The 14,555-nt window shown below is 70.9% G+C and carries 13 protein-coding genes; 4 read left to right on the forward strand and 9 right to left on the reverse strand.

All coding sequences use genetic code 11. The features are described 5' to 3' along the window. Positions 1–232 (reverse strand): ATP-binding protein (locus tag STRTUCAR8_RS54825; RefSeq protein ID WP_044473701.1); only part of this gene is annotated, 232 nt, incomplete at its 3' end. A 239-nt stretch (positions 233–471) separates the two neighbouring features. Here STRTUCAR8_RS54825 and STRTUCAR8_RS39950 point away from each other — a divergent pair. Then, a complete protein-coding gene (locus tag STRTUCAR8_RS39950) occupies positions 472–1,164 on the forward strand; it encodes a hypothetical protein (protein ID WP_063748548.1) in 693 nt (230 codons plus the stop codon). A gap of 71 nt (positions 1,165–1,235) precedes the next feature. Continuing rightward, on the forward strand, positions 1,236–2,024 hold the full coding sequence (locus STRTUCAR8_RS39955) for a dienelactone hydrolase family protein (RefSeq protein WP_006382076.1): 789 nt from the start codon (positions 1,236–1,238) through the stop codon (positions 2,022–2,024). Between the two features lie 56 nt (positions 2,025–2,080). Here STRTUCAR8_RS39955 and STRTUCAR8_RS39960 read toward each other — a convergent pair whose 3' ends face one another. Further along, positions 2,081–3,364 (reverse strand): glycoside hydrolase family 10-like protein, encoded by a 1,284-nt coding sequence (locus STRTUCAR8_RS39960; protein ID WP_100247763.1) that lies wholly within the window; start codon positions 3,362–3,364, stop codon positions 2,081–2,083. Between the two features lie 215 nt (positions 3,365–3,579). Between STRTUCAR8_RS39960 and STRTUCAR8_RS39965 the strand changes: the two genes are divergently transcribed. Both STRTUCAR8_RS39965 and STRTUCAR8_RS39970 read left to right on the forward strand, forming a co-directional pair. After that, positions 3,580–4,455 (forward strand): 3-hydroxybutyryl-CoA dehydrogenase, encoded by an 876-nt coding sequence (locus STRTUCAR8_RS39965; RefSeq protein ID WP_044473702.1) that lies wholly within the window; start codon positions 3,580–3,582, stop codon positions 4,453–4,455. A gap of 193 nt (positions 4,456–4,648) precedes the next feature. Beyond that, positions 4,649–4,906 carry a hypothetical protein gene (locus tag STRTUCAR8_RS39970; protein ID WP_006382086.1) on the forward strand — a complete coding sequence of 86 codons (258 nt, stop codon included), beginning with the start codon at positions 4,649–4,651 and terminating at the stop codon, positions 4,904–4,906. A gap of 4 nt (positions 4,907–4,910) precedes the next feature. Here STRTUCAR8_RS39970 and STRTUCAR8_RS39975 read toward each other — a convergent pair whose 3' ends face one another. The 7 genes from STRTUCAR8_RS39975 to STRTUCAR8_RS40005 form a co-directional block, all read right to left on the reverse strand. Next, complete coding sequence (locus STRTUCAR8_RS39975; RefSeq protein WP_006382080.1) at positions 4,911–5,450, reverse strand: NUDIX hydrolase; 540 nt, start codon at positions 5,448–5,450, stop codon at positions 4,911–4,913. 130 nt (positions 5,451–5,580) lie between these two features. After that, positions 5,581–6,930 carry an NsdA family TPR-like regulatory protein gene (locus STRTUCAR8_RS39980; RefSeq protein WP_006382083.1) on the reverse strand — a complete coding sequence of 450 codons (1,350 nt, stop codon included), beginning with the start codon at positions 6,928–6,930 and terminating at the stop codon, positions 5,581–5,583. A gap of 224 nt (positions 6,931–7,154) precedes the next feature. Continuing rightward, complete coding sequence (locus STRTUCAR8_RS39985; RefSeq protein ID WP_044473703.1) at positions 7,155–8,156, reverse strand: PP2C family protein-serine/threonine phosphatase; 1,002 nt, start codon at positions 8,154–8,156, stop codon at positions 7,155–7,157. 421 nt (positions 8,157–8,577) lie between these two features. After that, complete coding sequence (pheT, locus tag STRTUCAR8_RS39990; protein ID WP_006382077.1) at positions 8,578–11,082, reverse strand: phenylalanine--tRNA ligase subunit beta; 2,505 nt, start codon at positions 11,080–11,082, stop codon at positions 8,578–8,580. Then, entirely contained in the window at positions 11,082–12,209 is a 1,128-nt protein-coding gene (gene pheS, locus STRTUCAR8_RS39995; protein WP_006382075.1) for a phenylalanine--tRNA ligase subunit alpha, read from the reverse strand. The genes pheT and pheS overlap by 1 nt, the downstream gene beginning before the upstream one ends. Positions 12,210–12,354: 145 nt before the next feature. Then, positions 12,355–13,536: a sensor histidine kinase gene (locus STRTUCAR8_RS40000; protein WP_006382084.1), complete on the reverse strand. Its 1,182-nt coding sequence runs from the start codon at positions 13,534–13,536 to the stop codon at positions 12,355–12,357. Positions 13,537–13,590: 54 nt separating this feature from the next. After that, positions 13,591–14,436 (reverse strand): TrmH family RNA methyltransferase, encoded by an 846-nt coding sequence (locus STRTUCAR8_RS40005; RefSeq protein ID WP_006382079.1) that lies wholly within the window; start codon positions 14,434–14,436, stop codon positions 13,591–13,593. Positions 14,437–14,555: the final 119 nt, after the last annotated feature.

Raw genomic sequence — 14,555 nt, forward strand, 5'->3', positions numbered from 1 at the left:
GGCGCAGCGGCACCGCGCGCCCGGCGGACGCGGCCCGCCCGCGCAGCACCCGTAACCCGGCGCGTGCGGCAGCGTCCGCGGCCTCCTCGACGAGGCGCGACTTGCCGATACCCGGCTCGCCCAGCACGAACACCGAGGTGCCCCGCCCCTCACCCGCCGATCGGACGGCCGCGGTGAGAACATCCCGCTCCGGTTCTCTGCCGACCAGTACCGATGACGACAACGACGACACCCAGGCCCCCTGCGCCCTCTTCCGGAGTACCCCCCACCGGCACCCGTCGAAAGCTCTTTCGAGTCCGCACAGCGTAGTACCCACGGGCCACAGGGACCGCACAACTACATGGGGGATCTTCCCCGATGTCCGCGGTGGTGTGCGGGCGGCAGGCTCCTCTCCAGCAGGGCAGGGGGGCAGGGCATGACCCGGGGGGGACATGCCCTGCCTGCTGTTCATTCTTCGATGGGGGTCGCCACATGTCGTCAACGCCGTCAACGCCGTCAACGCCGTCGACGCCGCGTGCCCGCGTATGGATCACCGCCGGGCTTCTGTGCGTGGCCCTGTGCGGGTGCTCGTCACTCACCGGAAGCACGGGCGGAGGTACGGGCGACGCCGCGGGAGGCGACAACGACGGTTCGCCGTCGACGAGTTCGGCGGCGGACACACCGGACGTACCGGCGACCGCGCTGGACCTGGAGCGGGTGTGCACGGACGGACTCGGCTACGCGGGGATGCCCGCCTACGACCATACGAAGAAGACCGTGCACCCGGCGCTGCTCATGAACAACCCGGGCGACAGCTGGTCGCAGTCCGAGCCGCCCGCCGGCGACTTCCCCAAGGGCTGGATCCTCGGCTACTCGGACAAGCCGGCCGACGCCGAGCTGGTCGTCTGCGTCGAACGCACCAAGGCGAGCGCGACCGGCAAGAAGTGCGACATGGAGAGCGACGACGGCAAACCCTTCACCGTCAGTACGTACGACACCACGTACCGCCTGAAGGTCGTCGAGGCGCGCACGGGCAAGGAGTTGCACAAGTACACGGGTGAGGCCAAGTCCGACGAGTGCCCGATGTACATCTTCACCTCGGAGGGTGAGGACAAGGACAAGCACTACAACGAAGTACGGCCGAAGGACTACCGCAAGCGCGTACAGCCCTTCATCGCGCCCTAGTCTTCACCTCTGCCGTCCCACCGTCGCCTGCACCTCGGCCCGTACCCGTCGCCTCTCCCCCGGAGGACACCATGCCCGACACGACTTCCACCACGGTCGACCTGACCGAGCTCAGCGTCGCCCGCGGTGGTTCCCGCCGGCTCACCGGTCATCTCACCCGGCCGGCAGGGGAGGGCCCCTGGCCGGGTGTGGTCGTGGTCCATGAGGCGCTGGGAGTCAATGATGTGATGCACCGTCAGACGGAACGGCTGGCGAGAGCCGGGTACCTCGTCGTCATGCCGGACCTGTTCACCGACGGAGGCGCCGTCCGCTGTCTGGTGCCGACCTTCCGGGCCGCTCTGTCCGGACACGGCCGTGCCTTCGGCGACATCGAGGCGGCCCGCACCCGTCTCGCCCAGGATCCCGACTGCACCGGGCGGATCGGCGTCATCGGCTTCTGCATGGGCGGTTCCTTCGCCCTCCTCGCCGTGAATGACGGCGAGTTCGACGCCGCCTCCGTCAACTACGGCCGTCTGCCGAAGGAGATCGACCGGGCGCTCGACGGTTCCTGCCCGGTTGTCGCGAGTTACGGAGCCCGCGACCGTACGCTGCCGGGCGCGGCCCGCAAGCTGGAGGCGTCCCTCGACCGGCTCGGCATCGTCCACGACGTCAAGGAGTACCCGGAGGCCGGGCACTCGTTCCTCAACGACGCGGAAGCGGGGTCACGCGCACTGCGCCCGCTGATGCGTGTCGCCGGAATCAGGCCGCACCCGGAGTCCGCCGTCGACGCCTGGCGGCGTGTCGACGCCTTCTTCGCCACACACCTCAAGGCGGAAGACGACAAGCCCCGATGTGCCCCGAGCAGCGTGGAGTCGAACTGACTCGGGATGCCGGCTCAAGATCTCCGTGAGCACCCTGTAGGCAGCCGGCCCCTCGATCACCGGGGCGCCCGCGCCGACTGCTGGTAGTGGTCGGCGACCACCCGGGCCATGGCCCCGATCTTGTCGGCGCCCACTTCCTTCGCGGAGAAGAAGACGTGCCCCCGCGCCTCGGGGTAGCTCTGGGCGAGGGTCAGGTGCCGGGACAACTCGGCCGGGTCCTGCCAGGCCGCGGGCTGCGCCGGGTCGCCCGCCTTGTACAGCGCCTCACCGACGTACAGCTTCGTCCCCGTGCCCTTCGCTACGCCCGCCCACCAGGGCAGCAGCTTCGCGTAGTCGGCGGCGGCGAAGCCGATGTTCCAGTAGATCTGCGGGCAGATGTAGTCGATCCAGTTCTGCCGCACCCATTTCCTGGTGTCCGCGTACAGGTCGTCGTACGTCTGCACACCCGCCCGGGTGTCCGAGCCGAGCGGGTCGGTCGCCGCGTTGCGCCACACGCCGAAGGGGCTGATCCCGAAGTCGGCGCCGGGGCGTACGGCCTTGATGCGGGCGGCCGTCTCCTGGACCAGTCTGTCGATGTTGTCGCGCCGCCAGGAGGCCCGGTCGGGGAAGGCCCCGCCGTACTCCGCGTACTCGGCGTCGTCGTCGAAGGTCTGGCCGGCGACCGGGTACGGGTAGAAGTAGTCGTCCCAGTGGACGCCGTCGATGTCGTACTTCCGCACCGCGTCGAGCATCGCGTCCTGGACGAAGCCGCGGACCTCCGGCAGACCGGGGTTGTAGTACAGCTTGCCGCCGTACGGCACCACCCAGTCCGGATGCCTGCGCGCCGGGTGGGAGGCGATCAGCTTGTTCGGGTCGGTGCTGTTGGCGACGCGGTACGGGTTGAACCAGGCGTGCAGTTCGAGACCGCGGGCGTGCGCCTCCTCGACCGCCGTGCCCAGCGGGTCCCAGCCGGGGTCCTTGCCCTGGGTTCCGGTGAGGACCTGCGACCAGGGCTCGTACGGTGAGGGCCACAGGGCGTCGGCGGTCGGGCGGACCTGGAGGAACACCGCGTTGAGGCGGCGGCCGACCGCCGTGTCGAGGTGGGTGATCAGCTCGGCGCGCTGCTGGGTCGCGCTCAGCCCCGCCTTGGACGGCCAGTCCCGGTTGGTGACCGTGGCCAGCCACATGCCCCGCAGCTCGCGCGGTGCCCGTCTGCCCTTGCCGTCCGGCCCGTCCGGCCGGCTCGGCTCCGCGCCGGCCAGCGCGGCTCCCGCCACCGCCCCGCCCGCGACGAGCGTCGACAGGGCGGTCACCGCGAACGCCCGCCGTGACATGCGCGCGTGCCGCGCCTTCCCACTCATTCCCGTACCTCCGAATATGCGCCGTGTCGGACAAATCACAGAGCGTCCGTACCCGTCCGGGGCCAGACTCCCATGGGAGGCCCGGACAATCGGGCAATGGCCGCCGAAGGTAACGTGCAGGTTTGGCGCAGGCCCCGGACGGACGGAAGATCCCGGACGACGGCGGGCCCGCGAAGGCCGTACGGCCTGTGAAGAGGATCTCTGAAAGGGACGATGTGACGGACAGCCCAGCGGGAGAGATCTCGCGCGTCGGAGTTGTGGGCTGCGGCCAGATGGGAGCGGGCATCGCCGAGGTGTGCGCCCGCTCCGGGCTGGACGTGAAGGTCGCCGAAACCACCGGCGAGGCTCTGGAGTTCGGCCGCACCCGGCTGTTCAACTCCCTCTCGAAGGCGGCCGAACGCGGCAAGATCACCGAGGCGGAGCGGGACGAGACGCTGGCGCGGCTCAGCTTCACCACCGACCTCGGCGAGTTCGCCGACCGCGACCTGGTGATCGAGGCCGTCGTCGAGAACGAGCAGGTGAAGACGGAGATCTTCCAGGTGCTCGACCAGGTGGTGACCCGCCCGGACGCGATCCTGGCCTCCAACACCTCCTCGATCCCCCTGGTGAAGTTGGCGGTTGCCACCTCCCGGCCCGATCAGGTCGTCGGCATCCACTTCTTCAACCCGGCCCCGGTGCAGAATCTCGTCGAGCTGATCCCGGCGCTGACCACCTCCGAGGGCACCCTCGCCCGCGCCCAGCTGTTCGCCGAGAAGGCCCTCGGCAAGCACGCGATCCGCGCCCAGGACCGCTCGGGCTTCGTGGTGAACGCCCTGCTGATCCCGTATCTGCTCTCCGCGATCCGGATGTTCGAGTCGGGCATGGCCAGCCGCGAGGACATCGACAACGGCATGGAGATGGGCTGCGCCCACCCGATGGGCCCGCTGAAGCTCTCCGACCTGATCGGCCTGGACACGGTCGCGTCGGTCGCCTTCTCGATGTACGAGGAGTACAAGGAGCCGCTGTACGCCGCTCCCCCGCTGCTCCAGCGCATGGTCGACGCGGGCCGGCTCGGCCGGAAGTCCGGCTCGGGGTTCTACACCTACGCGTGAGCATCACCCAGCGTCACGCTGGGGGTCGGTACGGGCCCGGCACTCTTCGGAGTGCCGGGCCCGCGGCATTCACACACCGTGTGCGGCCCGGACACGCATATGCCGCTCGCACACTCTCCCCGCGCGCCCACCAGGCGAGTTGACTCATCATGCGCATGCAAGGGATGTGAAGACTACGGAAAGGAGCGGACAAGTGACCGCCGACCCCGAGCATCCCGTGGCTCATGGAGAACTCGCAGAGTTACGCCGCCGCCTCGATGTCGCGTACGCGCGCGTCGAGGGAGGGCTGGCCCTGCTCAGTCATCGCACGAAGGAGACGGACAAGGAACTCGACGACCTGAGCACCCGCGTCGTCCACCTCGAACACGGCCGATGGCCGCTGCCTGCGGTCGCGGCCCTCACCGCCCTCGGAGCACTGGTCGTGACGGTCTGGCAGGTGCTCGGACACTGACACCCTAGGTGTCGTCGCCGAGCCTGAGATGGTGCAACAGCAGTAGCGCGGCCGCCATGTTGGCGGCCGGGACCTCCCCACGGGCGACCATGTCGGGGACGAGTTTGAGCGGGATCCATTCCCGGCGGTCCGACTCGAAGTCGTCCACGGGGTGGCCGATGTACTCGCCCTCCTCGGCCCAGTAGATGTGGTGCCGGGCGTCGGTGAGCCCGTTGGACGGCTCGACGCTCATGAGATGCCGCAACGGTCCCGGTCGCCAGCCCGTCTCCTCCTCCATCTCCCTGGCGGCCGCGAAGGCGATGTCCTCGCCGTCCTCCACGACCCCGGCCGCGAGTTCCCACCCCCAGCTGTCGGTGATGAACCGGTGCCGCCAGAGCAGGAGTACCTCGTTGGCGTCGTTCACCACCGTCGCCACGGCCACGGGCCTCAGCCGTATGAGGAAATGGTCGAGATGCCGCCCGTTCGGCAGCTCGACATCTGCGAGATTGACCCTGAACCAGCGGTTTTCATACACAGTTTGTTCGTTCTGTTTCGTCCACTGCACGGTTCTGCCACCTTCCGCCGAGTAGATGGCAATATGGCAGCAGGAGCGTGCTGACAGCAGGCGCACAGAAAGTGGCTCACCGCGCGGCTACCCGAGAATCCGCGCGCCAAAGGTGCCTGGAGAAGGCTGTCTAGAGCGGTACGCGCAGCGCCCCGTCGATCATTTCGGCCGCCTCGGCCGTGCCCGCGCAGCCGTTGCGCACCAGGTGCTCGCGTACCTCCCGGAGTCTGTCACGCAGTCGCTGGGACTCCATTCCGCGCGCCTGTTCGGCCATCTGCACCGCCGTGGCCACCGCCTTGTCGGCGTTGCCCCGGCGCAGCTCGATCTGGCTGAGCATGGCGAGCCGGTGCACTCTGCCCCGGTCGTGCGCCGGGGTGTCCACCGCCGCCGTCGCGTGCTCCCCCGCCGCCGCCAGATCGCCGAGGCTCAGCAGCGCCTCCGCCACCTGGACGTTGACCAACCCCGGCTGGACATAGCCGGTTTCGTCGGGCTCGTATCCGCGCCGGATGCGTTCGGCGGCCTGCTCGGCCCGCCGGATGCAGGACAGCGCGCTGCTGCCGTCGCCCAGGTGCGCGTACGCCTTGGCCTGCATCGCGTAGAGGTCGGAGGCGAGGGCCGGCGTGATGTGCTTGCCCGCGGCGCGCAGCGCGGCCTCCGCGAAGGCGACGGCCTGCCGGAACTCCCGCATGAACAGCGCCTGGTTGACCAGCAGCCCGATGACGTACGCCCCGAGTCCCCGGTCCCCGCTGGCCTTTGCCAGCCGCAGCGCCTGATGGAAGTAGCGCTGGGCGAGGCCGTGGGCGTCGGAGTCGTACGCGCAGATACCGGCGATGGCCACCAACCCACCGGTGGCCCGGTGCAGTTGGCGGCCGGTGGCGTCGGTGTAGCTGCCGCGCAGCAGGGGCGCCGTCTCGGCGTTCAGGAAGCCGACGACCCGGGCGCGGGTCGCGATGCCACCGGCCTTGCGGTACATCTGCTCGTAGTGGGCGCGGGCGGAGCGGAGCATCTCGATGTCGGCCATGCTGACCCGGTGCCTGCCGCCGCGTGACACGTCGACGTCCTCGGGCGGGTTCTCCCACTCCCACACCGGCATCACGGCGGGCGTACCGGTGACCGCGGGGGCGCCGAGCAGGTGCGGGCGCTGCTGTTCGTCGGAGCGCCACAGGGCGGTCGCCCGCTCGACGAACCCGGACAGCGAGGTACCGGCCGAGCCGACCGGACCCGCGGTGTCGCCCGCGACACCGAGGCCGATGTCGTCCAGCCTGACCGGGCGGCGCAACCGGTCGGCGAGCACCTCGCAGATCAGGTCGGGTACCTGGCCGCGCGGACGCTGCCCCTTCAACCACCGGGCCACAGCGGTGTGTTCGTACCTCAGGGCGAGGCCTCGCGCCCGGCCCGCCTGGTTCACATGTGCGGCGAGTCCCGCGTGCGAGATGCCCGCCTCGTCGAGGATCGCGTCGAGCAGGGTGTTGGGCTGCATGGATGCCCTCCGGTGGCTCGGTGCCGACGGCGCACCTACCGTGTCCGTCAGCGTAGTGTGTCCGGCTTCACACGGGGTGTGATCGAAGTGCGCGAATTCGTAGCGTGTGCGCTCTGTCGCGGAGAGTTTCCACCGGGTTGACTGAAATGCCTCGCAAGAGGCCGCCGGGCCGCCGGCTCCCCCTCGTACGACGCGGCGGCCTGGCTCCCCGAAAGACCTGTGGCTCAGGTGACTTGATGGGCCACCGGGGGTTCCTGCTGCTGTCTCGGGATGTGATCACGGTCGTTCCGCAGCACCAGTACGGCCACGTCGTCGGTCGGATGGCCGCCGGCGTGACGGAGGAGGCGGGAGAACACGGCCCCGAGCACCGCCTCGGGCGAGACCGGGTGGGTACGGACCGCCTCGGCCAGGACCCCCGGGAGGGGAAAGAACCGGCCATGAGCGTCGCGGGCGTCCTCGACGCCGTCCGTGTGCAGCACGAGGGCCTCGCCCGGGAGCAGTTGGCCGAAGTGTTCGGCGGAGAGCTCGGCCGGCAGCGGGAACGGCCCCAGCGGCGGCAGGGGTTCACCGGCCGTGAGTACACCGGCCCGGCCACCGGCGAGCAGATACGGCGCCGGATGCCCGCAGTTGAAGGCCCGCATCTCCCCGTCCCCTCGGATCTCCAGCAGCAGGACGGTGACGAACTCCTCGGCGACCGGACTGTCGGGGTCCAGCCCGGCCGAGGGTCCCACCGAGGGATGCTGGGCGCGTGCCCGCTCGCCGAGATGCCGGGCCAGGGCCCGCTCCAACCGCCGCAGTACGCTGCCGAGTTCGGCCTCGTCGTGCACGGCCTCGCGGAAGCTGCCGAGGACGGCGGCGACGGTCCCGATGGCGGCGATGCCGTGTCCGCGCACATCGCCCATCACGACCCGTACGCCGTGTTCGGTGGCGATGACCTCGTACAGGTCCCCGCCGACCACGGCGCCCCGGTCGGCGGACAGTTGGGCGGCGGCTACCCGCAGACCGTCGATGCGCTGCGGCAGCGGACGCAGCAGCACGCTCTGCGCAGCCCCGGCGATCTGCCGGGCCGCCCTCAACTCACGCAGAAGCGCCCAGCGGACGTGGAGTACGAGCCCGGTTCCCACGGCGAAGAAGACGGCGCTGGTGATGATCCGCGCCCCGAGCCCGTTCTGCTGGGCGAGCGGACAGACGAGCTTGTACGTGATCGCACCGGCCCCCCACACCATGGGCAGCGCCACCGAGAGCACCCTGCGCGGGGGCCGCCGTCCGACATGCAGGGCGGGCCGACGCTCGGGCGGCCGACGCTTCTTGCGGCATCCCGGCCCCGCCCTCCCGAGCCGGAACCCGCACCCCCGCCCCACGAGCACGGCCCGCAGTCGCCCTGTCCGGAGCCGAGCCCCGCAGGAAACCCCAGCCTTGATACGGATCATGCCGATGGCCCCCCAGTCAGGCCCTGACAACACAGATCGGACCGGCCCCGAAAGACCGGTCCGATTCTGTCGACCACATGCCCCGAAGGGACCAGATCGCCCCAACTTGTCACCCGAAGGAGTGAAGTGACCGATGGGGTTCCCCAGGGGCGCGGGGAACTGCGCGACCAGCCACAGCGGACCCGCAGCCGAAAACCGCTCCCCAACCCCAACGGCGCTAGCTCCGCAACACGGCTCCCGTTCGCTCCCCCGCGAGAGCGACCGCCGCATCCCGAGCAGCCGACGCCTCGTCAACCGTCAGGGTCCGGTCAGCCGCGCGGAAGCGCAACGCATAGGCAAGGGACTTCCGCCCCTCCCCCAACTGCTCCCCGCTCTCGTACACGTCGAACAGCCGCAGAGACTCCAGCAGTTCTCCCGCACCCTCCCGCAGCGCCGCCTCGACGTCCGCGTGCGGAACCTCGCGCGCGACGACCAGGGCGACATCCTGCGTGGCGACCGGGAACGTGGAGATCTTCGGGCCCTTGGGCACGCCCGAACTCGCCGCCTCCAGCTTGTCCAGGTTCAGCTCCATCGCACAGGTGCGTGCGGGCAGATGCAGAGCCTTCAGGACGCGGGGGTGCAGCTCACCGGCGTACCCGATGACCTGCTCGGTGCCGTCGACGACCACGGCCAGCTCGGCGCAGCGGCCGGGGTGCCACGGGCCGTACTGGCCCGGGCGGACGAGGAGTTCGGCGCCGGCCTCGTGGGCCAGGCTCCGCGCCGCCTCGATCGCGTCGGCCCAGTCGGCCGGGTGACCCTTGCCCCACCAGCCGGCCTGCTCACGGGCGCCCGCGAGGACGACGGCGGCGTGCCGGGGCTGGACGGGGAGCGCGGCCGTGAGGGACGCGACCTCCTCGTCCGTGGGACGCCGGTCGACGGGCAGCCGGCCGGCGATCAGCAGCTCGTCCTGCGGATGGAAGACGAGGCCCGTCTCGAACAGGGCCAGGTCGTGACTGCCCCGCCCGTCGTTGCGGCGCAGCGCCTGGAGCAGGCCCGGCAGCAGCGTCGTACGGAGCGCGGGCTCCTCGTCGGAGAGCGGGTTGGCCAGCCTGACGACCTTGCGCTTCGGGTCGTCGGCGGCCAGGCCGAGCTGGTCGAAGACGGACTCGCCGATGAACGGGTAGTTCAGCGCCTCGACGTAGCCCGCCCCGGCCAGTGCGCGCCCGACGCGGCGGTGCAGGCGCTGCCGGTCGGTCAGTCCGCGGCCCGCCGGGGGCTTCGGCAGGGTGGAGGGCAGGTTCTCGTAGCCCTCCAGCCGGATGACCTCTTCGGCGAGGTCGTTCGGGTCCGTCAGGTCGGGGCGCCAGGACGGGACGGTGACGAGCAGCTCGTCCTGCCCGTACACGTCGCAGCCGACCTCCTGGAGACGGCGTACGACGGTCTCGCGGCCGTACTCGACGCCCGCGACCCGGTCAGGGTGGTTCGCCGGGATGGAGATCGTGCGCGGCGCGGACGGCGAGATGACCTCGGTGACGCCCGCGTCGGCGGTGCCGCCGGCGAGGAGGACCAGGAGGTCGACCGTGCGCTGGGCGGCGGCGGAGGCGGCCTGGGGGTCGACGCCGCGCTCGAAGCGCTTGGACGCCTCGGAGGCCAGCTTGTGACGGCGGGCCGTGCGCGCGATGGTGATCGCGTCGAAGTGGGCGGCCTCGATGACGACCTCGGTGGTGGTGCCCTCGGTGTCGTCGATCTCGGTGTTGGCGCCGCCCATGACGCCCGCGAGGCCGATGGCACCCCGGTCGTCGACGATGAGCAGGTCCTCGGCGTCCAGCGTGCGCGTGACGCCGTCGAGAGTGGTGAGCTTCTCGCCCTGCTCGGCCCGGCGTACGCCGATGGCGCCCTGGACTCGGGTGCGGTCGTACGCGTGCAGGGGCTGGCCCAGCTCCAGCATCACGTAGTTGGTGATGTCGACGGCGAGCGAGATCGGGCGCATGCCCGCCTTCTGGAGGCGGCGCCTGAGCCAGATCGGGGACTGCGCGTCCGGGTCGAGCCCGGTCACCGTGCGCGCGGTGAAGCGGTCGCAGGCGAACGGGTCGGCGACCTCGACCGGGTAGCCGTACGCGTTCGGCGCCGGTACGTCGAGCAGGGCCGGGTCGCGCAGCGGCAGGCCGTAGGCGATGGCCGTCTCGCGGGCGATGCCGCGCAGGGACAGGGCGTACCCACGATCCGGGGTCACGGCGATGTCGAGGACCTCGTCGACGAGCTGGAGCAGCTCGATGGCGTCGGTGCCGACCTCGTGTTCCGGCGACAGGACGATGATGCCGCCGGTGCCGTCGTCGCCCATGCCCAGCTCGTCGCCGGAGCAGATCATGCCGTGGGAGGTGTGGCCGTACGTCTTGCGCGCGGCGATCGCGAAGTCGCCGGGCAGGACGGCGCCCGGGAGGACCACGACGACCTTGTCGCCGACGGCGAAGTTACGGGCGCCGCAGACGATCTCCTGGGGCTCACCGGTGCCGTTGGCGGTGCCGACGTCGACCGTGCAGAAGCGGATGGGCTTCTTGAAGCCCTCCAGCTCCTCGATGGTCAGCACCTGGCCGACGACCAGGGGGCCCTTGAGGCCGGCGCCGACCTGCTCGACGCTCTCGACCTCCAGGCCGACCGTGATGAGCTTCTCCTGGACGTCCCGGCCGGTCTGAGTCGCCGGCAGGTCGACGTACTCCCGCAGCCAAGAAAGCGGGACCCGCATCAGATCTCCATCCCGAACGGCCGGGTGAACCGGACGTCGCCCTCAACCATGTCTCGCATGTCTTCGACGTTGTGGCGGAACATCAGCATCCGCTCGATGCCGAACCCGAAGGCGAATCCGCTGTACTTCTCGGGGTCGACGCCGCACGCGACGAGCACGCGCGGGTTGACCATGCCGCAGCCGCCCAGCTCGATCCAGCCCTCGCTGGAGCAGGTCCGGCAGGGCCGGTCCGGGTTGCCGACGGACGCGCCCTTGCAGACGTAGCAGAGCATGTCCATCTCGGCGGACGGCTCGGTGAAGGGGAAGTAGTTGGGCCGCAGCCGCGTCTTCATGTCCGAGCCGAAGAGCGACTGGACCATGTGGTCCATGGTGCCCTTGAGGTCGGTCATGGTCAGGCCCTCGTCGATGGCGAGGAGCTCGATCTGGTGGAAGACCGGGGTGTGCGTGGCGTCCAGCTCGTCGGTGCGGTACACGCGGCCGGGGCACACGATGTAGACCGGCGGCTCGCGGTCGAGCATGGAGCGGGCCTGCACGGGCGAGGTGTGCGTGCGCAGCACGACACCGGACTCGTCGCCGGTCGTCCCCTCGGGGCCCTCGACGAAGAAGGTGTCCTGCATCTGCCGGGCCGGGTGGTCCGGGGTGAAGTTCAGGGCGTCGAAGTTGAACCACTCCGCCTCGACCTCGGGGCCCTCGGCGACCTCGTACCCCATGGAGACGAAGACGTCCGCGACGCGCTCCATGAACGTGGTCAGCGGGTGGCGCGCGCCGGCCGGTACCCGGTCGTACGGCAGTGTGACGTCCACCGCCTCCTCGACCAGCACGCGGGCGTCCCGGTCGGCCTCCAGCTCGGTCTGGCGAGTGGCGAGCGCCTTGCTGACGGCGCCCCTGGCCTGGCCGACGAGCTTGCCGGCGGCGGCCTTGGCCTGCGGGGGCAGGGCGCCGATCTCGCGGTTGGCGAGGGCCAGCGGCGAGGTGCCGCCGGTGTGGGCGACCTTGGCCTCCTGGAGTGCGTCGAGGGAGCCCGCGGCGGCGAAGGCGGCGAGCGCCTCGTCCCGCATGCGCTCGATCTCTTCCGGTTTCAGGGCCTCGACCTCTACAGGGTCGTACGACTTGTTCGGTGCCGACATCTCTTCCCGTGCTTCCGGTTGGCTGGCTGATGGTCCCCGTCTACGGCTCGGAGACGAATGGTCCACAGAGAGGGACGCAAAGGTGCCAAAGGCCGAGTCTAACGGGGGTGAAGTGTTCGAACGCGCCCGTGGGGCCTCGTCGGCGTTACTGCAGGTACGCCGGGGTGCTCACGGGCAGCATAAATCGGAACTCGGCGCCGCCGCCGGGGGCGCGGCCGACCGTGATGGAGCCGCCGTGGGCCTCGACGATGCCCTTGACGATGTACAGCCCGAGGCCGGTGCCGCCGCGCTTGCTGCCCCGCCAGAAGCGGGTGAAGACGCGGTTCATGGACTCCTCCGGGATGCCGGGCCCCTCGTCGCTCACCGTGACCGACGTGGCCGTGTTCTGGTCGGCGTCCCCCTCACGCGGGGAGAGCGCGGCCGTGACGTCGATGGTGACGGTTCCCTCGCCGTGGCGCACCGCATTTTCCAGCAGGTTGCTGAGCACCTGGTCGACCTTGTCGGGGTCCGCCCAGAGCGCGGGCAGGGGCTGCTCCATCCGGAGCAGGAACCGGTCGGCGGGCTGCCCGGCCGCCACGTACGCCTGGATGTGCCGTCCGACGGCGGCGCCCATGTCGACGGGCTGACGGCGCACTTCGAGCCGCCCGGAGTCGATGCGGGAGATGTCGAGCAGTTCGGCGATGAGCCGGGTGACGCGGTTGGCGTCGGCGTCGACGGTCGACAGCATCAGTTTCTTCTGGTCGTCGGTGAACCGTTCCCACTTCGCGAGGAGGGTCGCGGTGAAGCCCTTGACCGAGGTGAGCGGCGAGCGCAGTTCGTGGGCGACGATGGCGATCAGTTCGGCGTGGTTGCGCTCGGAGCGGCGGCGGGCCTCGGTGTCACGCAGGGAGACGACGACCCGGCGGATCGGTCCGGTGGGGTGCGTACGAAGGTAGCGCGCCGAGACGAGCACCTCGCGTCCGCCGGGCAGCAGCAGGTTCCGCTCGGGCTGGCCGTTCCTGATCGCGAGTCCGCCGTAGGGGTCGGTCAGCTGCCACCAGCGACGCCCCTCCAGGTCCTCTAAGGGAAGGGCCCCGTCCAGCCGGAGGCCCAGGGCGTCGGCGGCGGGGACGGCGGTGATGCGCTGGGCGGCGGCGTTGAAGCAGATCACCCGGCCGTGCTCGTCGGCGACGACGAGTCCGTCGGGCAGGTCGTCGGGGTCGATGCCCGGCTCGGCGCCGAATCCGGCCTGGAATCCGGCTCCGGGCCCGGCGGGATCACCGTGCGGGGAGGCGGCTTCGCTCCGCAATTCCCATGCCCCCAGTGTTCCGCTCGTGCCGACAGTCATCCCCGTACCCCACCTCTCGGACAGGCGCAGTGGGCCCCCGAGCCCGTCACCCTACTAGCTCTCGGTGACGGAGCGGCACCCTCCGGAGGCGCGCTGCGCACGGGCGGACGCGTAGAGACATACGGCGGCGGCGGTCGCCAGGTTCAGGCTTTCCGCCTTTCCGTGGATCGGAACGCGCACGACGGCGTCGGTCAGCGCGCGCGTCTCCTCCGGGAGCCCCCAGGCCTCATTCCCGAACACCCAGGCGGTGGGGCCGCCCATGGTCCCCTTGTCCAGCTCGTCGTCGAGGTCGTCGGTGCCCGCGCCGTCGGCGGCGAGGATCCGTACGCCGATGTCCCTGAGCCCGCCCACGGCCTCCTCCACCGGCACACCGACGGCCACCGGCAGATGGAACAGGGAGCCCACGGAGGCGCGTACGGCCTTCGGGTTGTACAGGTCGACGGAGGCGTCGGTGAGGACGACTGCGTCGGCGCCGGCGGCGTCCGCGCACCGCAGCACGGTGCCGGCGTTGCCGGGGTCGCGCACGTTCGCGAGGACGGCGACGAGACGGGGCCGCGCCTTGAGGATGTCCTCGAAGGGGGTGTCGAGGAACCGGCAGATCCCGACGAGGCCCTGCGGGGTGACGGTGGTCGAGATGTCGGCGATGACGTCCTCGTCTGCGAGGTGTACGCGGGCACCGGCGGCGCGGGCCTCCCCGACGATGTCGGCGTACCGCTCCGCGGCGTCGACGGTGGCGAACAGCTCGACCAGCGTGTCCGCGTGCCCGCCCGCCTCCCGCACGGCCTGCGGTCCCTCGGCGAGGAACAGCCGCTCCTTGCCCCGGAAGTTCCGCCGGGCGAGGCGCCGCGCGGCGGAGACGCGGGCGGAGCGCGGGGAGATCAACTCGGGGCTGGCAGGCATGGGTCACCTTTCGAGGGTTGGGTGCGTTGTCGGGTGCGGGCCGGTGGGGGCTTCTCGCGAGTTCCCCGCGCCCCTGAAAAGCAGGGGCTGCGCCCCATGCTTTTCGGCCCGCGGGGCCC

It is taken from the genome of Streptomyces turgidiscabies Car8, assembly GCF_000331005.1.
GTDB classification, from domain to species: domain Bacteria; phylum Actinomycetota; class Actinomycetes; order Streptomycetales; family Streptomycetaceae; genus Streptomyces; species Streptomyces turgidiscabies.

Excerpts from the sequence above, each read along its gene's own strand:
- STRTUCAR8_RS39950 (WP_063748548.1), top strand. The coding sequence starts at position 472 with ATGTCGTCAACGCCGTCAACGCCGTCAACGCCGTCGACGCCGCGTGCC.
- STRTUCAR8_RS39955 (WP_006382076.1), top strand. The coding sequence starts at position 1,236 with ATGCCCGACACGACTTCCACCACGGTCGACCTGACCGAGCTCAGCGTC.
- STRTUCAR8_RS39960 (WP_100247763.1), bottom strand. The coding sequence starts at position 3,364 with ATGAGTGGGAAGGCGCGGCACGCGCGCATGTCACGGCGGGCGTTCGCG.
- STRTUCAR8_RS39980 (WP_006382083.1), bottom strand. The coding sequence starts at position 6,930 with ATGCAGCCCAACACCCTGCTCGACGCGATCCTCGACGAGGCGGGCATC.
- STRTUCAR8_RS39985 (WP_044473703.1), bottom strand. The coding sequence starts at position 8,156 with ATGGTGTGGGGGGCCGGTGCGATCACGTACAAGCTCGTCTGTCCGCTC.
- pheT (WP_006382077.1), bottom strand. The coding sequence starts at position 11,082 with ATGCGGGTCCCGCTTTCTTGGCTGCGGGAGTACGTCGACCTGCCGGCG.
- pheS (WP_006382075.1), bottom strand. The coding sequence starts at position 12,209 with ATGTCGGCACCGAACAAGTCGTACGACCCTGTAGAGGTCGAGGCCCTG.
- STRTUCAR8_RS40000 (WP_006382084.1), bottom strand. The coding sequence starts at position 13,536 with ATGACTGTCGGCACGAGCGGAACACTGGGGGCATGGGAATTGCGGAGC.
- STRTUCAR8_RS40005 (WP_006382079.1), bottom strand. The coding sequence starts at position 14,436 with ATGCCTGCCAGCCCCGAGTTGATCTCCCCGCGCTCCGCCCGCGTCTCC.